We start from the raw sequence: 21,127 nt of genomic DNA on the forward strand, positions 1-21,127 counted from the left end.
GGTCACAGCTCCACGCGGCCGGTGACGCAGGTGACGGTCGATCCGCCGACCCACACGTTCCCGCTGTCGTCGACGTCGATCCGCACCCGGCCGGCGCGGCCGATCGCGGTGCCCTGGGCGGCGACGTACGGGGCCTCGGCGCGGCCGGTGCGCAGCAGCCACTGGGCGAGCGAGGCGTTGAGGCTGCCGGTGACCGGGTCCTCGACGGTGGCGCCCTGGAGCGGGAAGAAGGCGCGCACCTCGTACGCGACGTCCGCGCCCTCCGGGTGGGGCCCGGCCACGCCCACGTCGCACGGCACGGTGCCCGGCCGCAGCGCGAGCACCGACTCGGCGTCGGCGAGCAGCACGGCCACCCAGCCGGGGCCGTTGTCGGCCCACTCGGCGTCCACGACGGCGTCCCTGGGGATGCCGAGGGCCTCGGCGATGCTCGCCACCAGCGGCTCCTCCACCGGGCCCGAGCGGATCAGCGGCGGCGCCTGGAACGCCAGGCCGTCGCCGGTCCGCCGCACCCGTACGAGCCCCGCCCCGCACTCCTGGACGATCTCGCCGGGGTCACGCGGCGTCCCCCCGGCCTCCAGCCAGGCGTGGCAGGTGCCGAGCGTGGGGTGCCCGGCGAAGGGCAGCTCCTGGGAAGGGGTGAAGATCCGCACCCGGTAGTCGGCGCCGGGGTGGGTGGGCGGCAGGACGAACGTGGTCTCGGACAGGTTGGTCCAGGCGGCGAAGCGCCGCATCTCCTCGGTGCCGAGCCCCTCGGCCTCCAGCACGACCGCGAGCGCGTTGCCGAGGTAGGGGGTGGCGGTGAACACGTCGACCTGGGTGAAGGCACGCGACATACTCCGGAGTCTGGCAGACAGGGCTTTCCGTGCCGGCAGGGGGACCCCACACTGGACGATGTGGCGGACTTTGACGTAGTTGTCCTGGGCTCCGGCCCCGGTGGGCAGAAGGCCGCGATCGACGCGGCGAAGCTCGGCCGGCGGGTCGCCGTGATCGAGAAACGGCACATGATCGGCGGCGTGTGCATCAACACGGGCACGATCCCCTCCAAGACGCTGCGCGAGGCGGTGCTCTACCTCACCGGGCTCAACCAGCGCGAGCTGTACGGCGCCAGCTACCGCGTCAAGGACGAGATCACGGTCACCGACCTCGGCATGCGCACCCAGCACGTGATCGGCCGCGAGATCCAGGTGATCCGCAGCCAGCTCGCCCGCAACCACGTGACGGTGCTGCACGGCACCGGCCGCTTCCTCGACCCGCACACCATCGGCGTGTCCGGCGACGACGGCAGCGCCGAGAAGAAGATCACCGCCGACCGGATCGTGATCGCCACCGGCACCTCGCCGGCCCGGCCGGACAGCGTGGAGTTCGACGACCGCACGGTGATCGACTCCGACGCGATCCTGCGCCTGGAGCGGGTGCCGGAGACGCTGGTCGTGGTCGGGGCGGGCGTGATCGGCATCGAGTACGCCTCCATGTTCGCCGCGCTCGGCACGAAGGTGACGGTGGTGGAGCGGCGCGAGCGCATGCTGGAGTTCTGCGACCTGGAGATCGTCGAGGCGCTGAAGTACCACCTGCGCGACCTGGCGGTCACCTTCAGGTTCGGCGAGAACGTGGCGGCCGTCGAGCGGCGCGGCAGCGGCGCGCTGACCGTCCTGGAGAGCGGCAAGAGGATCCCCGCCGACTGCGTGATGTACTCGGCCGGCCGCCAGGGCAAGACCGCCGAGCTGTGCCTGGAGGCCGCGGGTCTGGCGGCCGACCGGCGCGGCAGGATCGAGGTGGACGACAACTACGCCACCGCCGTCCCGCACATCTACGCCGTCGGCGACGTGATCGGCTTCCCCGCGCTCGCGGCGACCTCGATGGAGCAGGGCCGGGTGGCCGCCCAGCACGCCTGCGGCGAGCCGGTCGAGGAGCTGGCCGAGCTGACGCCCATCGGCATCTACACGATCCCGGAAATCAGTTTCGTCGGGAAGTCGGAGGACGAGCTGACGCGGGAGAAGGTGCCGTTCGAGGTGGGCGTCTCCCGCTACAGGGAGCTGGCCAGGGGGCAGATCATCGGCGACTCGTACGGCATGCTCAAGCTGCTGGTGTCCTCGGAGGACCGGCGGCTGCTGGGCGTGCACGTGTTCGGCACGGGCGCGACGGAGCTGGTGCACATCGGGCAGACCGTCATGGGGTGCGGCGGCACCGTGGACTACCTGGTGAACGCGGTGTTCAACTATCCGACGCTGGCGGAGTCGTACAAGGTGGCGGCGCTGGACGCGATGAACAAGATGCGGGTGGTGGCCCGCCTCACCGCGGAGATGTGACCCCTTGTCCTCACTCGGAGGCCGTGCGCCTGCTCCGGGGGGCGGGCTTCTTGCGCCCGGCGACCAGCGTGTCGCCGGGGGCGGGCGTCGGCTCCTCCGAGCGTTCGGGCGCGGCGGCGCGCGGGCGCGGGTGCGGCGCGGTGTCCTCGGCGGCGGAGCTTCCCGGCGGCGGGTCCGCGGGCAGGCTCTCGGGCGCGCTCTCGGCCGGGCTCTTGGACGGGTTCTTGGACGGGTTCTTCGGCGGGCTCTTCGGCGGGGCCTGCTCCTGGCCGGCGGCGGGGGCGTGGGACTCCACGGTCTCGCCGGCCTCCCCGTCGGGCCTGGGCGGGGCGTCAGGGTCGCGGAAGGACGCGATGACCCGCTCGGCGTCGTGGTCGGCGGCGAACTCGTCGGCCGCCTCCGCCTCCCGCCGCCGGATCACCACCATGTGGTCGACCGACACCCGCCCGGCGCCCACCACGGCCAGCAGCAGCGACGCCGCGCCGAGCAGGATCAGCTCGTTCATGGTGATCGGGTTGAGCGGCGGCGCCACGAGGAAGACCGCCAGCGCCTCGGCGAAGAGGACCAGGCCCGTGACGGAGACCGCCAGCCCGGCGATCAGCAGGGCCCCGCCGATCAGCTCGGCGAGCATCGTGACCGTGGCCCACGCCTGCGGCGCGGGCGCGCCCTGCTCCAGGAACTTGGCGCCGGTGAGCTTCAGGCCGTCCTCCAGCTTGGCCCATCCGTTGGCGAAGAAGATCCCGCCCACGCACAGGCGGGCGACTAAGGCCGCGACATCACGGGAGACCTGTTTCACGCTAGATGACTGCCCGGTACGGGACATGACACACCTCAATCACGGCGGAGCAGCACGGCCACCGCGACGGCGGTCACGCTCAGCAGGACGACGCTCACGACGACGGTCGTGTGCAGGGCGTTGACGAAGGCCCACCGGGCGGTGTCGAGCAGCGCGTCGCCCGCGCTGCCGCCGACCTGGTGGGCGACGTGCGCGGCCGAGGCGAGGGACTGGCGGGCCTCGTCCATGCCGGCCGCGGGCACCCCGGGCACGGCGGACAGTCCGGGGGCGTAGGCGACGGTGGTGATCGTGCCGAGCACCGCGACGCCGAGGCCGGCGCCCAGCTCGTACGCGGTCTCCTCGATGGCCGCCGCCCCGCCCGCCCGGGACTCGGGGACCGCGGACATGATGGTGTCGGAGGCGGCCAGCAGCGCCACCTGCACCCCGAACCCGATGCCGACGAAACAGACGGCCAGCATCACGGGGTGGCCCTCGACGCCCCAGCCCAGCGTGGGGGTGAGGGCCAGCGCGACCAGCCCGAGCCCGCCGCTCATCGTGGCCCGCATGCCGAGGCGCGGCAGGATGTGGGCCGCCGCGAGCCCGCCGCAGATCGCCGACAGCACCAGCGGCAGCATGCGCACCGCCGCGCGCACCGGGCTGTCGCCGAGCACGAGCTGCAGGTACTGCGCGAGCATGAGCTGGAGTCCGACCAGCGCGAAGACGCCGAGCAGCACGCCGGTGACCCCGGTGGTGAACTCGCGCCGCCTGAACAGCCCGAGCTCCAGCAGCGGCACGGTGAGCCGCCGCTGCCGCCGGACGAAGGCGACGAGCAGCCCGGCGCCGGTCAGGAACACCAGCGCCGACGCCCACATCGGCATGAGGGTGCCCGAGCCCGCCTCCTTGAGCCCGAAGGCGAGCGCCAGGATGCCGACCACCGACAGCGCCGCGCCGGCGGCGTCCCAGGGGCGGTCCCGGCGTACGGGCGAGTCGGGCAGCAGGCGGACGGCGGCGGGCAGCAGGACGAGCAGGATCGGCACGTTGATCAGGAAGACCGCGCCCCACCAGAAGCCGACCAGCAGGCCGCCGACGAGCGGCCCGACGGCGGCGCCCGCCGCGGCCACGGCGCTCCAGACGCCGAGCGCGATCGCCCGTTCGCGCCGGTCGGTGAAGACCTGGCGGATGAGCGAGAGCGTGGCCGGCATGATCATCGCGCCGCCGATGCCGAGCAGTGCCCTGGCCAGGATCAGCGTCAGCGGCGTCGGGGCGAACGCGGCCCCTGCCGAGGCCAGGCCGAACAGCACGAAACCGCACAGGACCAGGCGTTTGCGTCCGTACTTGTCGCCGAGCGTGCCGAACATGATGAGCAGCGGCGCGACGACGAGCGAGTAGACGTCGATGATCCACAGGAGCTGCACCGCGCTCGGTTCGAGGGCGGCGGTGAGCGCGGGCACCGCGATGTGCAGGACCGTCGCGTCCACCGTGATGAGCAGCAACGCCAGGCAGAGCAGCGCCAGAACGGACCAGCGTCGGTCGCCCGGCCGGCTCGCGGGGGTCTTGACGAGCGGTGCGGCCTGTGTGACGGTCATGGGCCTCCTTGCAGGCCGATCCGCTGACAGGGCCCGCACGTGCAGGTGGTCGGCCGCTCGCGCGCCGCGGTTTCGCGCCCGTCCTCGTGTCGGACGGTGACGCCCCGGCTCGTGCGCTCCGGCTTGCGTGGCAGCTTAGGCCATGCCACGCGCTTGTCATAGCGGTATCGCCTGATCCACGGTCTGGCGCACCTCTCTAGAGAGATACAGCCATATGTCGGTATCTATCCAACTCCAGTCCCCCAACCGATCATGGCTGTGTGGGGACCGATCCAAGTGGTAAGAACGATGACATTCAGGATAGGTCCTCTCGCGAGTGGTGTGACGAGGCGCTGACCAGGCTGAACGCCGGCCGCCCCGAATCCGCGCTGGAGGCCGCCCGCCGCGCCGCCGACCTCGATCCCGGAGCCGAGTGGGCCCACCGGCTGATCAGCCTCGCCCACGAGCGGCTGGGCCGCGACGCCGACGCGCTCCCCGCCGCCGAGCGGGCCGTGGCGCTGGCGCCCGGCTCCTGGCTCGCCCGCCTGCGCCTCGCCGCGGTCCTGCGCCGCCGGCCCGGCCGGTGGCAGGAGGCGGTCGAGCACGCCGGGCGGGCCAGGACGTTCGCACCCGAGGAGCCCGACCCCGAGGTCCTGCTGGGCGACCTCGCGCTGCTGCGCGGCGACCACGCCCGCGCGGCGGACCGCTACCGCGCGGCGCTGGCCGTCCGCCCCGGCCATCCGCAGGCCCGGGTGAACCTGGCGCTGGCGCTGCTGCGCTGGGAACGCCCCCGCCCCCACCACGATCCGGCCTGGCCCGTGGACCCCCGCGACACCGGCCGCGCCAGGCGGGCGCTGGAGGTCTGGTCGCGGCAGGCCCGGCTGCTGGTCGCCGTGGCCGCCGTCGCCATCGCGGCGGCGGCGCTCGCCTTCGACTGGGGGACGCGGGCGCGGCTCGCCGGGTTCGCGGTGCTCGCGCTGCTGGTGCCGCTCACGGTGCGGCAGGCGCGGCGGGTCCAGGTCTGGTCGTACGTGCCCGCCATGTTCGGACGGGACCCGTGGCTCGGCGCGGGCGTCGTGGCCGCCGTGGTGTCGGTGCCGGCCTTCGCCGCCTGGCTGGTGCTCGGGACCGCGCCCGCCGTGCCCCGCGCGCTCGACCCGGTGTGGGCCGGGCTCGCGGGCGTCGTGGTGCTCGGCTGGCCGGCGCTCGCCGCCGTGCGGGCGCTGGCGGAGTCCTGGCGCGGCCGGCCGCTGCGCGCGCTGGAGCAGGCGCTGCTCGCCGGCGCCGACCGCACCGCCAGGCGCGACGCGGGGATCACGCTCTGGATCGTCCTCGTCAGGACGTGGTCGGTGCTGGTGCCGCTGGTGGGCGGGGCGCTCGTGGTCGAGCCGCGGGCGGCCGTGGCGGCGCTGGCGGTGCCGTACCCGGTGGTGCGCGGCTGCCTGCGCGCCCGCTACCGGGACGACCGGTGGCTCCTCGCCGCGACGCTGCTGGTCGTGCTCGCCGCCGCGGCCTGCGCGGCCGGCGGGCTGCTGGGCTCGGCGTGGGCCTGGCGGGCCGGGCTGGGAGCGCTGGCGGCGGCGGTGGCGGTGTTCGCGGCGCGGGCGGCGCGGGCCTGGTGGCGGGGCGGCGCCGGGCCGTGGCGGGCCGCGCTGATCATGTACGACGCGCCCATGGGATCGGGGCCGTCGGTCACGCTGACCGCCGAGGCGCGCCGGGCCATCTCCTACGCCCGCGGCGTCGTCCTGTCCTACGGCGACGCCCTCGGCCCCCGGGTCGCCGGCGCGGCGGCCTCCGTCACCTCCACGGGCGAGCTGCGCCTGATCGCCGGGGCCGAGGCGTGGGAGGCGATCGAGGCCGACCCGCGCGTGGCGGTGTTCGCCGCCGACCCGGTCCAGCGGCGGTTCTGGGTGGAGGTGCGTGGCATCGCGCTCGCCGACGCCGGCGTGCTGCGGGTGACGCCCAAAAAGGTCTTGGTGGGCGAGTTCCCTGGGCGGCACCAGCGGCGGTGACTAGAGTTTTGTTCTATGCGGATCCTGCGTACCCCCGACGAGCGCTTCGCCGGACTGCCCGACTTCCCCTACGAGCCCCGCTACGCCGACGTGGGCGACGGCCTGCGGATGGCGTACGTCGAGGCGGGACCGGCCGGCGGCGAGCCGGTCGTGCTGCTGCACGGCGAGCCGAGCTGGTCCTTCCTCTACCGCCACGTCATGACCGAGCTGGCCGCGGCCGGCCTGCGGGCGATCGCGCCCGACCTCATCGGCTTCGGCCGCTCCGACAAGCCCGCCGACCTCGCCGACCACACCTACGCCCGGCACGTCGAGTGGACCCGGGCCCTGCTGCTCGACGCGCTCGGCCTGCGCGGCATGACGGTGGTCGGCCAGGACTGGGGCGGCCTCATCGGGCTGCGGATCGCCGCCGAGCACCCCGAGCGGGTGGCCCGCATCGTGGCCGCCAACACGGGGTTGCCGACCGGTGACATTCCCATGCCCGAGGTCTGGCACCGCTTCCGCGAGTCCGTGCTCCACGCGCCGGCGCTCGACGTCGCCCGGTTCGTCCAGGCCGGGTGCAGGACCCCGCTGCCGCCCGAGGTGCGGGCCGCCTACGACGCGCCGTTCCCCGACGAGACGTACAAGGCGGGCCCGCGGGCCATGCCGGGGCTGGTGCCCACCTCCCCCGACGATCCCGCCGCGCCCGCCAACCGCGCTGCCTGGCAGGTTCTCACCACGCTGGAGCGCCCGTTCCTCGTGGCCTTCTCCGACAGCGACCCCATCACCGGAGGAATGCGGCCGATCCTGCTCAAGACGATGGCGGGAGCCTCCGGCCTGGAGCACCCCGTGATCAAGGGCGCGGGGCACTTCCTCCAGGAGGACGCCGGCGCCGAGCTCGGCCGTCAGATCGCCGCTTTCGTGACCTCGGCCCAGCGTGTCAGAAACGCCTAATCGCCCGTCCGGTGCGGTATAACCGGGGGCGGACCGGGGAGGCGTGATGCGTGAGTCCGGCAGGGCCCAGGCCGCGGGGCGGGCCGCAGCGCGGGATCTGTTCGAACAGGTGCGGGAGCGCTACTTCCGGATCCCCCCTGGGGTGCGGCGGGTGCTCTACGTGGTGGTGCTCGTCGCGGCCATGGGGGTGGGCGCGGCGCTCGGCTGGGACCTGCTGAGCACCTTCCCCCTCGTCCTGCTGGCGCTCGCCTTCGTCGCGCTCACCATGCGCTTCCCCCGCGCCGCCGCCACCACGCTGGTGGTGGTGTGCTGGGCGGTGCTCGCCCTGCAGGCGTTCGCGCGGCTCTATCCCGCCGGCTCGCCCGCCGTGCACCTGATGGTCGGGCTGGCCCTGCCGGTCGCCGCCGCCGCGCACCTCATCCGCTGGGTCACCCCGTGGGTGACCACGCTGACGGCGCTCCTGCCCGCCGGGCTGCTCGCCGCGGCGCTGTCGCCCGTCTCCGCCACGATCTCGGTCTGGGTCGCGTACGCCGCCGCGCTCGCCGTCCTCGTCCAGCGTTTCCTGCTGGCCCGCAGGACCAGGGCCGAGAGCGCGGTGGAGGAGCAGGTCAGGGTCAGGGCCCGCGAGGGCCGCCCCGAGACCGCCCAGGACAAGCCCGGCGGCCCGCCGCAGATCTCCGTCGAGGACGCGCTCGCCGAGCTGGAGAGCATGGTCGGGCTGGCCCCGGTCAAGGAGCAGGTGCGCTCGATCGCCGCCTCCATCGAGGCGTCCCGGCTGCGCGCCGAGGCGGGCTACGTCAGCGAGCGGCCCACCCGCCACTTCGTCTTCGTCGGCCCGCCCGGCACCGGCAAGACCTCGGTGGCCCGCGCGCTCGCCAAGATCTTCTACGCCTTCGGCCTGCTGGAGACCCCCTACGTGGTCGAGGCGCAGCGGGCCGACCTGGTGGGCGAGTTCCTGGGCGCGACGGCGATCAAGACCAACGAGCTGGTCGACCGGGCGCTCGGCGGCGTGCTGTTCATCGACGAGGCGTACGGGCTGGTCAACTCCTCCGACGGCCAGCCCGACCGGTTCGGCGCCGAGGCCGTGCAGACGCTGCTCAAGCGGGCCGAGGACGACCGCGACCGGGTGATCATCATCCTGGCCGGCTACGAGCAGGAGATGAGCGGCTTCCTGTCCAGCAACCCCGGCCTGGCCAGCCGCTTCGCCACCCGCGTGCGTTTCCCCGGCTACTCCCCGCAGGAGCTCGTCGAGGTCACCGAGCTGCTCCAGCGGCGGCGGGGCGACCAGATGAGCACCGAGACCCGGCGCGTCCTGCTCGGCCTCTACGACGACGTGCACCGCCGCGGCCTGGTCGACGAGCTGGGCAACGCCCGCTTCGCCCGCAGCCTGGTCGAGGCCGCCGCGCAGGCCCGCGACGTGCGCGTGGTGGGCGCGGGCGGCACGCCGACCACCGCCGACCTCGTCACCACCACCACGCCCGACGTCACCAAGGCGTTCGACGACCTCACCGCCCGCTTCCGCGGCTACGTCGCCACCCCCACACTGGAGGAGGCGCTCGCCGACCTCGACCGCATGGCGGGCCTGGCCCCGGTCAAACGGCAGGTGCACGCCATCGCCGCGCAGCTCCAGGTGGCCCGCATGCGGCAGGAGCGCGGGCTGCCCACGCCGCAGCAGATGCGCCACTTCGTCTTCGTCGGCCCGCCCGGCACCGGCAAGACCACGGTCGCGCGCGTGCTCGGCCGCGTCTTCGCCGCGCTCGGCCTGCTGGCCAGGCCCGACGTGGTCGAGGCGCACCGCGCCGACCTGGTCGGCCAGCACCTCGGCGCCACCGCGATCAAGACCAACGAGCTGGTCGACCGGGCGCTCGGCGGCGTGCTGTTCATCGACGAGGCCTACAGCCTGGTCAACCCCGGCTACCAGGGCGGCGACGCCTTCGGCGCGGAGGCCGTGCAGACGCTGCTCAAGCGGGCCGAGGACGACCGCGACCGGCTCGTCGTCGTGCTGGCCGGCTACGAGCGCGAGATGGACGCCTTCCTCTCCACCAACCCCGGCCTGGCCAGCCGGTTCAACCAGCGCGTGGCCTTCCCCAGCTACTCCCCCGCCGAGCTGAGCGAGATCGCGGTCCTGCTCGCGGGCAAGGCGGGCGACACCTTCGACGAGGGCGCGCTGCGCAACCTCGACGAGGTCTTCACCTGGGTCTGCGCCGAGCGGCTGATCGACGGCCTCGGCAACGGCCGCTTCGCCCGCTCCCTGTTCGAGCGCGCCGCGATGCGCCGCGACGTACGCCTCGCCGGGCAGGCCGGCGCGGGGTCGGCGGCCAGCGCCGCCGAGCTGACCACGATCACGAGCGAGGACGTCGCCGCCGCCGTGGACGAACTTTCCGGCCGCTGACTTCTTCCTGCTGCGTGCGCCCACCCGTCGCATGGTGTAGCTATATGACTGCGTAGCGTGCTCGGCGGAGGGAGGGCGATGGCCGGGTTCCTGGTCCGCAGGCTGCTCGGCTACACCGTGCTCGTCGCGGTGGCCGCCAGCCTCTCCTATCTGCTGGCCGCCGTCGCCCTCGACCCGCGCTCCAACTACGCCGACCGCACGCCCAAGCCGCCGCCCGCCGTGGTCGACGCGCAGCTCTCCGCGCTCAACCTCAACGACAAGGTCCCGCTGCTGCAGCGCTACGCCACCTGGGCGGGCGGGGTGGTGCGGGGCGACTTCGGCAGGACGATCACCGGTTCGCCGGTCGCCGACGACCTCAGGCGGCGCATGGGCGTGACGTTCCGGCTGGTGATCCTGGGGGTGTTCTGCGGCAGCCTGATCGGGGTGCTGGCCGGGGCGCTCGCCGCGGTCCGCCAGTACGGCTGGTTCGACCGGCTCTCGACCGGCCTGTCGTTCGTGGTGCTCGCGGTGCCGGTGGTCGTGGTGGCCAACATGCTGATCCTGCTGGCCTCCTGGGCCAACGAGCGGGTCTTCGGCCACCAGGTGCTGCTGGTCAGCGGCGAGCACAGCGACGGCCTGAGCACCGGGTTCTGGGGCGAGGCCGTCGACCGGGTGCAGCACCTCGTCCTGCCGACGGTCTCGCTGTCCGTCGGGCTCGCCGCCGTCTTCAGCCGCTACCAGCGCAACATGATGCTCGACGTGCTCGGCGCCGACTTCGTGCGCACGGCGGTGGCCAAGGGGCTGAGCCGGCGCAGGGCGCTGGTCAGGCACGCGCTGCGCACGGCGCTGATCCCGGTGGCCACCTACTTCGCGTTCACGTTCGGGGCGCTGCTGACGGGGGCCACGTTCACCGAGAAGATCTTCGGCTGGCACGGTCTGGGCGAGCAGCTCATCAACTCGATCTTCAGCAACGACGTCAACACCGTCGCCGCCATCTCGCTGCTCGCGGGCGTCGCGGTGCTGTGCGCCTCGCTCGCCGCCGACCTGCTGCACGCGGCGCTCGATCCGAGGGTGCGGTCGGCATGACGCTGTCGCAGGAGGAGCTGGCCGAGGAGCTGAGCGACGGCGGCGCGGCGCGGGTCCCCTCGCGGCTGCGGGTGGTGGCCGGGCGGTTCTTCCGCTCCCGGCAGGGGGTCGCGGGCTTCGCGGTGCTGGCGGCGATGTTCCTGCTGGCCTTCGCCGGGCCGCTGGTCAGCCGGTGGAGCTACACCGACAAGGATTTCACCGCGTTCCTGCGGCCGCCCTCCGCCGAGCACTGGTTCGGAACGCTCCAGACGGGCGCCGACGTCTTCGCCCTCACCCTTCGCGGCATGCAGAAGTCGCTGGTGGTGGGCCTGCTGGCGGCGCTGGTCTCCACGGCGCTCGCGGCCCTCGCCGGCGCGTTCGCCGGCTACTTCCTGGGCTGGACCGACCGCGTGCTGAGCTGGGTGACCGACCTGCTGCTCGTGCTGCCCGCCTTCCTCGTGCTGGCGATCATGTCGCCGCTGTTCGGGGCCGGGCAGTGGGTGCTGTTCGTCGTCATGCTGGCGCTGTTCCTGTGGATGGTGACGTCCAAGGTGGTCAGGGGCATGACGATCTCGCTGAAGGAGCGGGAGTTCATCCAGGCCGCCCGCTACATGGGGGTGCCGCCGGTGCGCATCGTCTTCCGGCACGTGATCCCCAACCTGTCGTCGCTGCTCATCGTGGACGCCACGCTCAACGTCAGCGCGGCGATCCTGACGGAGACGTCGCTGTCCTACTTCGGGTTCGGCATCCAGCCGCCCGACGTGTCGTTCGGCACGCTGATCGCCGACGGGTCGAGAACGGCCATGTACGCGCCGTGGACGTTCTGGTTCGTGGCCGGGCTGCTGGTGGTCACGGTGCTCGCGGTCAACCTCGTCGGCGACGCGCTGCGCGACGCGTTCGACCCGGCGGCGAGGAGGGCGCGATGAGACCGGTCCTGGAGGTCACCGACCTCGGCGTCACCTTCGGCGGCGTGCCCGCGGTGCGGGGCGTCGGCTACGCGGTGCGGCCCGGCGAGGTGCTGGCCATCGTCGGCGAGTCGGGGTCGGGCAAGTCCGTCACCTCGGCGGCCGTCATGGGCCTGCTGCCGCCGGGAGCGCGCGTCACCGGGTCGGTGCGGCTGCACGGCAAGGAGCTGATCGGCGCGCCCGCCCGCGAGCTCGACGCGCTGCGCGGCCGGACGATCTCCATGGTGTTCCAGGACCCGCTGTCGGCGCTCACGCCGGTCTACCGGGTGGGCGACCAGATCGCGGAGGCCGTGCGCGTGCACCAGCGCGTCAGCAAGGAAGACGCCCTGGTCAAGGCGGTGGAGCTGCTGGAGCTGGTCGGCATCCCGCGGCCGGACGAGCGGGCGCTCGCCTTCCCGCACGAGTTCTCCGGCGGCATGCGGCAGCGCGTCATGATCGCGATGGCGATCGCCAACGACCCCGACGTGATCATCTGCGACGAGCCGACCACCGCGCTCGACGTCACCGTCCAGGCGCAGGTGCTGGAGGTGCTGAAGACGGCGCAGCGCAGGACCGGCGCGGCGATCGTCATGATCACGCACGATCTCGGGGTGGTGGCCGGCTTCGCCGACCGGGTGCTCGTCATGTACGCCGGCCGCCCCGTCGAGGTCGGCGCCGTCGACGACGTCTACTACCGGCCGCGCATGCCCTACACCGCGGGCCTGCTGGCCTCGGTGCCGCGGGTGGACCACGACGGCGGGCGGCTGCTGCCGATCGAGGGCAGCCCGCCCTCCCCCGGCGCTCTTCCGCCCGGCTGCCCGTTCGCGCCGCGCTGCCCCCTGCGCGTGGCCGCCTGCGACGAGCGCGAGCCCCCGCTGTACGAGGTCGGCGAGGGGCACCGCGCGGCGTGCATCCGCTGGGAGGAGGTCCGCCCCGCCGTCCGGCCCGTCGTCCGCGCCGAGCCCGCCGGGCCGGGCGGGGACGGCGGCGCGGACGACGCCGGGCTTCCCGCCGCGCGGGCGCGGCACCGGCGGACGGTGCTGGAGGTCAGCGGCCTGGTCAAGGACTACCCGCTGGTCAAGGGCGCGGTGTTCAGGCGGCGGGTGGGCACCGTGCACGCGGTGGCCGGGGTCGGCTTCGACATCCGCGAGGGCGAGACGCTGGGCCTGGTCGGCGAGTCGGGCAGCGGCAAGACCACGACGCTGACCCAGATCCTGGAGCTGGCCGCCCCGCAGGCCGGGCGCATCGTCGTGCTCGGCCGCGACACCTCGCGGCTCGGCCGGGGCGAGCGCACCGCGATCCGGCGCGACCTCCAGGTGGTCTTCCAGGACCCGCTGGCCTCGCTCGACCCGCGCATGACCGTCCACGACATCGTGGCCGAGCCGCTGCGCGCGCACGGGCAGCGGCAGCCGGGCCGGCGGGTGGCCGAGCTGCTGGCGCTGGTCGGGCTGGAGCCCGGGCACGCGGCCCGCTACCCGCAGGACTTCTCCGGCGGGCAGCGGCAGCGCGTCGGCATCGCGCGGGCGCTCGCGCTGGAGCCCCGGCTGCTGGTGCTGGACGAGCCGGTCTCGGCGCTGGACGTGTCGATCCAGGCCGGGGTGATCAACCTGCTCGGCGCGCTGCGGGCCAGGCTCGGGCTGTCCTACCTGTTCGTGGCGCACGACCTGGCCGTGGTGCGGCATCTGGCCGACCGGGTGGCGGTGATGCACCTCGGCAGGATCGCCGAGATCGGCCGGGTCGACGCCGTCTACCGCGCCCCCCTGCACCCCTACACCCAGGCCCTGCTGTCGGCGATCCCGCTGCCCGACCCGGCGCGCGAGCGCTCCCGGCGGCGGATCCTGCTGGAGGGCGACCTGCCCAGCCCCGCCGACCCTCCGACGGGCTGCCGCTTCCGCACCCGGTGCCCCAAGTTCCGTGCCGAGCTCACCGACGACGAGCGCGGGCTCTGCGTCCAGGTGGAGCCCGACGTGCGGACGCTGGGCGAGGACCACGGCGCGGCCTGCCATTACGCCGAGAGGCGTGTCGTCGTCCAGACCAGGAGGAACGCCCGATGAAAGCAGCACGTCTCGTCCTCGCCCTGGCCGTGGCCGCGCCGCTGGCCCTGGCGGGCTGCGGGGAGCGCCCTGGCGGCGGCGCGGGGGGCGCCCGAGGTCCCGGCGACGACCGTACGATCAGGGCGTTCGACATCAACCCGCGCCCGCGCGCGCAGGTCAGGGAGGGCGGCACCCTGCGGTGGGGCATCAACGAGCTGCCCGCGCAGTGGAACCGCAACCACGTCGACGGCAACCTGGCGGTGGCGGCGGCGGTCAGCAACGCGCTGCTGCCGACGCCGTTCGTCTCCGACGAGAAGGCCGAGATCGCGCCGGACCGCAACTACGTGCTCGACGCCGAGGTCACGGCGCGGCGGCCGCGGCAGGTCGTCACCTACACGCTCAACCCGAAGGCGCGCTGGTCCGACGGCAAGCCGATCACCTGGGCCGACTACCAGGCCCAGTGGCGGGCGCTCAACGGCAAGGACCCCGCCTACCGCATCGCCTCGGCGACCGGCTACCAGGACATCGCGGAGGTGGCGCGGGGCAAGGACGACCACGAGGTGGTGGTGACGTTCGCGCGGCCGTTCGGCGACTGGCAGTCGCTGTTCGCGCCGCTGCTGCCGGCCTCCGCCAACTCCTCGCCGGAGGCGTTCAACACCGGGTGGCTCAACAGGATCCCGGTGACGGCGGGGCCGTTCAAGTTCGGCGGGTTCGACCAGACGGCCAAGACGGTCACGCTGGTGCGGGACGACGCCTGGTGGGGTGACCGGGCCAAGCTCGACAGGATCATCTACCGGGCGGCGGAGCAGGACTCGCTGATCGGCGCGTTCAGCAACGGCGAGCTCGACGTCATCGACGTGGGCCCGTCCGCGCCCGACTACGCGCGGGCCAGGGCCACCTCGGGCGCGCAGGTGCGGCAGGCGGCCGGGCCCGACTTCCGGCACTTCACCTTCAACGGCTCCAGCGAGCTGCTGCGCGACCGCGACGTGCGCAGGGCGGTGCAGCTCGGCATCAACCGGCAGGCGATCGCGCAGTCCGACCTGCAGGGCCTCGACTGGCCGATCACGCTGCTCGACAACCACTTCTTCATGAACACCCAGGAGGGCTACCAGGACAACGCCGGCGAGCACGGGGCCTACAACCCCGCGCGGGCGCGGCAGCTCCTCGACGCGGCCGGCTGGCGGCTCAACGGCGCGGTGCGGCAGAAGAACGGCAAGCCGCTGGAGCTGCGCTTCGTGGTGCCGTCCGGGGTGCAGCTCAGCAAGCAGGAGGGAGAGCTGGCGCAGACCATGCTCGCCCAGATCGGGGTGAAGCTCACCATCCGGTCGGTGCCCAGCGCCGACTTCTTCACCAGCTACGTCATCCCCGGCAACTTCGACATCACGCCCTTCTCCTACATCGGCACGCCCTACCCCGTGTCCAGCAGCTACGGCATCTACGCGAACGCGCCCGACGGCAAGACGTGGAACGCCAACTTCGGCCGCACCGGATCGGCGGCCATCGACGAGGCCATGAGCCGGGCCGCGCAGAGCCTGGACCCGGCCGAGGGACGCGCGCTCGCCAACGCCGCCGACCGGCTGCTGTGGCAGGAGGTCAACGTCCTGCCCCTCTACCAGCGCCCGCAGAACGTGGCCGTGAAGGAGACGCTGGCCAACGTGGGGGCGCGCGGCTTCTACGACCTGCGCTACGAGAACATCGGCTTCACGGCCTGACCCCGTGCTCCCGCCGCGCCGGATGCCGGCGGGGTCCGGTAGAAAAGGCGGATGACGACTCGGGTGAGCTGGGGGCAGATCCTCGCCTGGCGGCTGCGCAGGCAGTTCGTGAGCGGCGCCGACGGTGGCGACGCCGTGAGCGTGGCCCGGCGGCTGTGCGGCGTGCAGGCGCAGGTGGCCTCGTCGGCGGAGCTGGCGGTGGCGGTCCGGCAGGCGGAGCCGGAGCGCGGGGAGGTGGCCCGCGCCCTGTGGTCCGAGCGCACGCTGGCCAAGACCTGGCTCATGCGCGGCGGCACCCTCCACCTGGTGCCCGCCGACGAGCTGGCCTCCTACTGCGCGGCGCTCGCGACGCTGCGGTTCTGGGAGAAGGGGTCGTGGCAGCGGGGCCACGGGGTGACGGCCGACGAGGTCGGCGCGATCATGGAGGCGGTTCCCGAGGCGCTGAAGGGCGCGCCGCTGACCCGGGAGGAGCTGGTCGAGGCCGTGGTCACGGTGACCGGCCGGACCCGGCTGCGCGAGGCGCTGGGGTCCGGCTGGGGCGCGCTGCTCAAGCCGCTCAGCCGCCTGGGCGAGCTGTGCTACGGCCCGCCGCGCGAGGGCAGGGTGACCTTCACCACCCCCGCCGGCTGGCTGCCGGGCTGGCCGGGCGAGCTGCCGCCGCAGGAGGAGGCCGGCGTGCGGGTGGCGCGCGCCTTCCTCGGCGCGCACGGCCCGGCGACGCCGGAGATGTTCGACTCGTGGCTGTTCGGCGGGACGGCGCGCAAGGCGGTGCTGAAGGGCTGGTTCCGCGCGCTCGCGCCCGAGCTGACCGAGGTCGAGACCGATGACGGGCTCACGCTGCTCGCGCTGTCGGAGCACGTGGACGAGCTGGCCGCGGGCCGCCCGTCGGCGGCGGTGCACCTGCTGCCGGGGTTCGACCAGTACATTCTGGGCGCGCCGCGCACGCTCGCCCCGCTCATCCCGCCGGAGCTCAAGGCCAGGGTGAGCCGCCAGGCGGGCTGGATCTCCCCCGTGGTCGTGCACGAGGGGCGGGTCGCGGGCGTGTGGGAGCACCGGGACGGCGACGTGACGCTCGACCTCGCCGTTCCGGTGCCGGCGGAGCCGCTGGCGGAGGCGGTCGCGCGGCTGCGTCCCCTGCTGCCGTAGCCGGGGCGGGGTCAGGGGGTGGCGCTGCCCGCCATCACCCGGTCGACGATGCCTTCGCTGCCCTCCTGGCGGGCGCAGTGCGCGCAGCAGTACCAATGCTCGCCCGACTGGACGCCGTGGCCGATCACCTTGGTGCCGCAGTGCTCGCAGATCGGCGCCATCGACTCGATGGCGCACTGGAAGCAGTCGAAGGTGTGCACCGCTCCCTGCGCGTGCACCTCGAACGCCATGTCGTAGTCGTTGCCGCAGGTCTCGCAGATGGCCATGGTGGTTCCCCTCGTAGTCGCTCCGCCGGGGAACTACCCGGTCAGGGCATACGCCCTGCCCAAGGAACCGCCATATTCGGGCTGTTTTGCCCCGGTCTCCGTTTGCCTTCATGGTCGAGACGCAGTAAAGATCGTCGCCGACCCTGTTCTCCCGATGAAGGGATGACCGTGCTCACACGTACCGTCCTCGCGGCCGCCCTGGCCGCCGCCGGGCTCGCCGTGCTTCCCTCCTCCGCCTATGCCGCCGCGGCTCCGTACACTCCGGAGCGGATCTGCGGCCCCGGCTTCCACCGGGTCAAGGACGGTCACCGCGCGATGAAGACGCGCGACGGCGCCGTTTTCGGGCACGTCTACCTGATGTACAACAAGCGCAGCGGCGACAACTGCGTGGCCGCGATCAAGACCGCCTACCGGGGCGTGCGCTCCGTCACCGGCGCGTACCTGGAGGTGCGCGGCGGCGGCAGGTCGCAGGACGCGCAGAAATACCGCTACTACGCCGAGACCGGCCACCTGGCGGGAAGCTGGAAGTGCGTCCGCTACGCCGGCTGGACCCGCGACCCGGACAACCGCGTCGAGGCGTGGGGCGGCCGCCAGAGCTGGGGCAACTGCAAGGGCTAGGATTTTCCGCCCGAGTTGTCACATCGCGGCGGCCTGTCCCGTCCACCACCCGTAAGCGCGAAACACCTACGGGAGGCCGGCCATGAGCCAGCGGATCAATCTCACCAAGCACGTGCCCGACATCTACCACCACTTCCTGGAGGTGGAGAAGATCCTGCGCGGCAGCGAGCTGCCCACCGCCACCTTCGAGCTGGTGAAGCTGCGGGCCAGCCAGATCAACGGCTGCGCCTACTGCGTGGACATGCACAGCCGCGACATGAAGAAGGCCGGCGAGAGCGACGAGCGCCTCTGGATGGTGGCCGCCTGGCGCGAGGCCACGGTGTTCACCCCGGCCGAGCGGGCCGCGCTGGCGCTCACGGAGGAGGCCACCCGGCTGCCCGACCGGGAGGCCGTGCCGGACGCGGTGTGGGAGCAGGCCCGCGAGCACTACGACGACAAGCAGCTCGCGCTGCTGATCGCGGCGATCGCGATGATCAACGCCTGGAACCGGATCGGGGTGACCGCCCGGCTCACGCCCGGCACCTGACCGCGCCGCGCCCCGGCCGGCCTTTCGGCCGGCCGGACCTTCTTACACCGAACTTACGGGGGTATCGGTAGACAACATCAGTAACAAAAACATCACGGGGGGTTGACGATGAAGAGGCTTGTGGTGGTGCCGCCACACATCGCCAGGCACAAGGTCCGCGACATCCGTTCGGCAGACCGCCGCCGCAAGCCCCCCGTCGATCCCAAGGTCGTCGACCTGCGGGCCTACACCGGCCGCAACGTCATCCGCTTCCCCGGCGGCCCGGCGCCCGCCGCCTGACCTACGAGGCGTACAACTTCTTGACGTACCCCGGGCCGTAGTAGGTCTCCAGCTCCTCCAGCGACTCCTCCACCTTCTGCACCTCCTTGACGATGCGCGCGTGCGAAGGCAGGTCGTCGCCCCAGGTCTCGGGCTTCCAGAGCGACGAGCGCAGGAACGCCTTCGCGCAGTGGAAGAAGATCTGCTCGATCTCGACGACGATCGCCAGGTGCGGGCGGTGGCCCTTCACGACCAGCTCGTCGAGGAACGGGGCCTCGCGGACGAGCCGGGCGCGGCCGTTGATCCGCAGGGTCTCGTTGCGGCCGGGGATCAGGAAGATCAGTCCGACGTGCGGGTTGCGCAGGATGTTGAGGAAGCCGTCGGCGCGGCGGTTGCCCGGCCGGTCGGGGATGGCGATCGTGGTGTCGTCCAGCACGTGGACGAACCCGGTCGGGTCGCCCTTGGGCGAGACGTCGCAGGCGCCCCGCTCGTCGGAGGTGGCGATCAGGCAGAACGGCGAGGCGGCCAGCCACTGGCGGTCGCGTTCGTGCAGCCGCGTCCGCTCCTTGGTCGCCGCCCTCGGCATGACGTCACCGAGCAGCTCGCGCAGCTCGGCCTCCGACCCGATTTCCGCCCAGCTCATGCGATCTCCCTTCGGGGGTTTCCCCCATCTTGTCAGGGGATCGGGGCGAGCATCCTGTGGGGCGACCGAAGGGCGAGACTGACCAGGTCCGTACGCGTGTCGTCGCGCAGCCCCGGCCCCGGCCGCACCTCGACCTCCTCCAGCGGCACGCTCCGCCCGCACGTCCCGCAGACCGAGCAGGGCTCCAGCAGGGAGCCGCAGGTGACGTGGTGGTAGAGCCGCCGGGGGCCGTGGGCGGCCAGGTGGCGCTCGCCCCACTGGGCGAGGGCCAGCACCGGGACCCACAGCTCGCGGCCCATGGGGGTCAGGACGTACTCGTCGCGGGGCGGCGCGTCCTGGTAGCGGCGCCGTTCGAGCACGCCGGCCTCGACGAGCGCGCTCAGCCGCTGGGACAGCACGGCCTTGGGGATGTCGAGATGGGCCTGGAAGTCGGCGAAGCGGCGTACGCCGCACATCGCGTCGCGGATCACGAGCAGCGTCCAGCGCTCGCCGAGCACCTCCAGGGTCTTGGCGAAGGAGCAGTCCTGGCCGTCGTAGTTCTTGCCGAGCGCCATGCCGCCCATGTTAGTTCATTCACCGAACCGTGATACCGTCCCGCGCTATGAGTTCATTGACCGAACCGACTAGGGTCGCGCGGCCCGGCGTCCTGGCCGTGGCCTCGGCGGCGCCGCTGCTGGTGCTGGCCAACTTCACGCTGCCGATGGTGACGCTGCCGGAGATGGCCCGGGAGCTGGAGGCGGGCCCGAGCGGGCCGGTGTGGATGCTCGGCTCGATCGCGCTCGGGCTGTCGTCGCTGCTGCTGGTCTCCGGCGGGCTGGCCGACGACCACGGCCGCAGGCGGGTGCTCGTCGCGGGCTCGCTCGCGCTGGCCGCCGCGAGCGCCGTGGCCGCGGCGGCCCCGTCGGTGGCGGTGTTCGTGGCCGCCCGGCTCGTCCAGGGCGGGGCGAGCGCGGCGATGCTGGCCGCGAGCCTCGGCATCGTCGGACACGCCTTCCCGGCCGGGCCGGAACGGGTGCACGCAACCGGCAGGTACGGCGCCATGATGGGCCTCGGCACCCTGCTCGGCCCGCTGCTGTCCGGCGCGCTCGCCGCGCTGACCGGCTGGCGCGCGGCCTACGCGCTGATGGCGTTCTCGGCCGCGGCGCTGGCGGTCACCGCGGCCCGGCGGCTGGAGGAGTCGCGCTCCCCCGCGCCGCGCCGCTTCGACGTGCCCGGCGTGGTGCTGCTCAGCCTGGGCGTGGCGGCGCTGGTCGCCGGGGTGACCGAGGGCCGGGCGGGCTGGGCGCGGCCCGTGGTGCCGGCCGCGTTCGCGCTGGCGGTGCTGCTGCTGGCGGCGTTCGTGGCGGTGGAGCGGCGGCGGGCGGAGCCGCTGCTGGACCTGGCGCTGTTCCGGCGACCGGCGTTCCTGCTGGCCACGGGGTCGGCGCTGGTCGTCGGGGCGGCGATCGTGGGGCTGCTCAGCTACCTGCCGACCGTGCTGCAGGTGGCGCACGGGCTGACGGCGCTGGACACGGCGCTGCTGTTCGCGGTCTGGTCGGGGCTGTCGTTCGCGGGCTCGCTGCTGACCCGGCACGTCCGGCTGGGCTCGGCCGCGCGGCTGGCGCTGGGGCTCGCGCTGACGGCGGCCGGGTTCGCCGCCCTGCTCGGCGTGGGCGCGGCGCTGTCGCTGCCGCTGGTCGTCGCCGGGCTGGCCGTGAGCGGCGCCGGGTCCGGCCTGATCAACTCGGCGATCACCCATCTGGCCGTCGAGAGCGTGCCGGCGCACCGCGTGAGCATGGGGTCGGGGGCCAACAACACCGCCAGGTACGTCGGCTCGTCCCTCGGCGCGGCCGGCGTGGCCGCGGTCGTCGGGGCTCTGGGCCCGGCGCGCGGCGCGGCCGTGGCGGTGGCCGCCTGCGTCGCGCTCAGTGCCGTGACGGCCGTCGCCGCCTGGTCACTCCGGCACTGACGGGAGCCT

At 73.6% G+C, this 21,127-nt stretch carries 19 protein-coding genes; 13 read left to right on the top strand and 6 right to left on the bottom strand.

Translation table 11 applies throughout. The features are described 5' to 3' along the window. Positions 1–2 precede the first annotated feature (2 nt). Positions 3–833: a PhzF family phenazine biosynthesis protein gene (locus Nocox_RS31285; protein ID WP_020541991.1), complete on the bottom strand. Its 831-nt coding sequence runs from the start codon at positions 831–833 to the stop codon at positions 3–5. A 60-nt stretch (positions 834–893) separates the two neighbouring features. Between Nocox_RS31285 and sthA the strand changes: the two genes are divergently transcribed. Beyond that, positions 894–2,306 carry a Si-specific NAD(P)(+) transhydrogenase gene (gene sthA, locus Nocox_RS31290; protein WP_020541992.1) on the top strand — a complete coding sequence of 471 codons (1,413 nt, stop codon included), beginning with the start codon at positions 894–896 and terminating at the stop codon, positions 2,304–2,306. Positions 2,307–2,316: 10 nt separating this feature from the next. On the opposite strand, the gene Nocox_RS31295 is transcribed toward sthA, so the two are convergent. Together Nocox_RS31295 and Nocox_RS31300 are read right to left on the bottom strand one after the other, a co-directional pair. Continuing rightward, the gene (locus Nocox_RS31295; protein ID WP_169577010.1) at positions 2,317–3,102 is read right to left on the bottom strand and encodes a DoxX family protein; all 786 of its coding nucleotides are present in this window, start codon (positions 3,100–3,102) and stop codon (positions 2,317–2,319) included. A gap of 35 nt (positions 3,103–3,137) precedes the next feature. Beyond that, the gene (locus Nocox_RS31300) at positions 3,138–4,667 is read right to left on the bottom strand and encodes an MFS transporter (protein ID WP_020541994.1); all 1,530 of its coding nucleotides are present in this window, start codon (positions 4,665–4,667) and stop codon (positions 3,138–3,140) included. 260 nt (positions 4,668–4,927) lie between these two features. On the opposite strand from Nocox_RS31300, the gene Nocox_RS31305 reads away from it, so the two are divergent. From Nocox_RS31305 to Nocox_RS31340, 8 genes are all read left to right on the top strand, one after another. Next, positions 4,928–6,658: a CHAT domain-containing protein gene (locus tag Nocox_RS31305; RefSeq protein WP_020541995.1), complete on the top strand. Its 1,731-nt coding sequence runs from the start codon at positions 4,928–4,930 to the stop codon at positions 6,656–6,658. 15 nt (positions 6,659–6,673) lie between these two features. After that, positions 6,674–7,588, top strand: a complete 915-nt coding sequence (locus tag Nocox_RS31310; RefSeq protein ID WP_020541996.1) for a haloalkane dehalogenase — start codon at positions 6,674–6,676, stop codon at positions 7,586–7,588. 46 nt (positions 7,589–7,634) lie between these two features. Further along, positions 7,635–9,980, top strand: coding sequence for an AAA family ATPase (locus Nocox_RS31315; RefSeq protein WP_026214093.1), 2,346 nt, complete (start codon positions 7,635–7,637; stop codon positions 9,978–9,980). A gap of 78 nt (positions 9,981–10,058) precedes the next feature. Further along, positions 10,059–11,045 (top strand): ABC transporter permease, encoded by a 987-nt coding sequence (locus Nocox_RS31320; protein WP_020541997.1) that lies wholly within the window; start codon positions 10,059–10,061, stop codon positions 11,043–11,045. Then, entirely contained in the window at positions 11,042–11,950 is a 909-nt protein-coding gene (locus Nocox_RS31325; protein ID WP_020541998.1) for an ABC transporter permease, read from the top strand. Before Nocox_RS31320 ends, Nocox_RS31325 begins: the two co-directional genes overlap by 4 nt. Further along, positions 11,947–14,022: a dipeptide ABC transporter ATP-binding protein gene (locus tag Nocox_RS31330; protein ID WP_020541999.1), complete on the top strand. Its 2,076-nt coding sequence runs from the start codon at positions 11,947–11,949 to the stop codon at positions 14,020–14,022. Before Nocox_RS31325 ends, Nocox_RS31330 begins: the two co-directional genes overlap by 4 nt. Then, the gene (locus tag Nocox_RS31335; RefSeq protein ID WP_026214094.1) at positions 14,019–15,713 is read left to right on the top strand and encodes an ABC transporter family substrate-binding protein; all 1,695 of its coding nucleotides are present in this window, start codon (positions 14,019–14,021) and stop codon (positions 15,711–15,713) included. Before Nocox_RS31330 ends, Nocox_RS31335 begins: the two co-directional genes overlap by 4 nt. Positions 15,714–15,764: 51 nt before the next feature. Beyond that, a complete protein-coding gene (locus Nocox_RS31340) occupies positions 15,765–16,859 on the top strand; it encodes a DNA glycosylase AlkZ-like family protein (RefSeq protein WP_026214095.1) in 1,095 nt (364 codons plus the stop codon). Between the two features lie 11 nt (positions 16,860–16,870). Here the strand turns inward: Nocox_RS31340 and Nocox_RS31345 are convergent, their stop codons facing one another. Continuing rightward, complete coding sequence (locus Nocox_RS31345; RefSeq protein WP_020542002.1) at positions 16,871–17,125, bottom strand: hypothetical protein; 255 nt, start codon at positions 17,123–17,125, stop codon at positions 16,871–16,873. A gap of 168 nt (positions 17,126–17,293) precedes the next feature. Between Nocox_RS31345 and Nocox_RS31350 the strand changes: the two genes are divergently transcribed. The 3 genes from Nocox_RS31350 (at position 17,294) to Nocox_RS31360 (ending at position 18,548) form a co-directional block, all read left to right on the top strand. Next, positions 17,294–17,743 carry a hypothetical protein gene (locus Nocox_RS31350; RefSeq protein WP_157382917.1) on the top strand — a complete coding sequence of 150 codons (450 nt, stop codon included), beginning with the start codon at positions 17,294–17,296 and terminating at the stop codon, positions 17,741–17,743. Between the two features lie 82 nt (positions 17,744–17,825). Then, positions 17,826–18,269, top strand: coding sequence for a carboxymuconolactone decarboxylase family protein (locus Nocox_RS31355; protein WP_020542004.1), 444 nt, complete (start codon positions 17,826–17,828; stop codon positions 18,267–18,269). Between the two features lie 108 nt (positions 18,270–18,377). Further along, entirely contained in the window at positions 18,378–18,548 is a 171-nt protein-coding gene (locus Nocox_RS31360) for a hypothetical protein (RefSeq protein WP_169577011.1), read from the top strand. A 1-nt stretch (position 18,549) separates the two neighbouring features. Here Nocox_RS31360 and Nocox_RS31365 read toward each other — a convergent pair whose 3' ends face one another. Beyond that, positions 18,550–19,170 carry a pyridoxamine 5'-phosphate oxidase family protein gene (locus Nocox_RS31365; protein WP_020542006.1) on the bottom strand — a complete coding sequence of 207 codons (621 nt, stop codon included), beginning with the start codon at positions 19,168–19,170 and terminating at the stop codon, positions 18,550–18,552. A 32-nt stretch (positions 19,171–19,202) separates the two neighbouring features. Continuing rightward, on the bottom strand, positions 19,203–19,724 hold the full coding sequence (locus tag Nocox_RS31370; protein ID WP_026214096.1) for a winged helix-turn-helix transcriptional regulator: 522 nt from the start codon (positions 19,722–19,724) through the stop codon (positions 19,203–19,205). Between the two features lie 47 nt (positions 19,725–19,771). Between Nocox_RS31370 and Nocox_RS31375 the strand changes: the two genes are divergently transcribed. After that, positions 19,772–21,118, top strand: a complete 1,347-nt coding sequence (locus Nocox_RS31375; protein WP_063711608.1) for an MFS transporter — start codon at positions 19,772–19,774, stop codon at positions 21,116–21,118. Positions 21,119–21,127: the final 9 nt, after the last annotated feature.

It is taken from the genome of Nonomuraea coxensis DSM 45129 (genome assembly GCF_019397265.1).
Lineage (GTDB): Bacteria > Actinomycetota > Actinomycetes > Streptosporangiales > Streptosporangiaceae > Nonomuraea > Nonomuraea coxensis.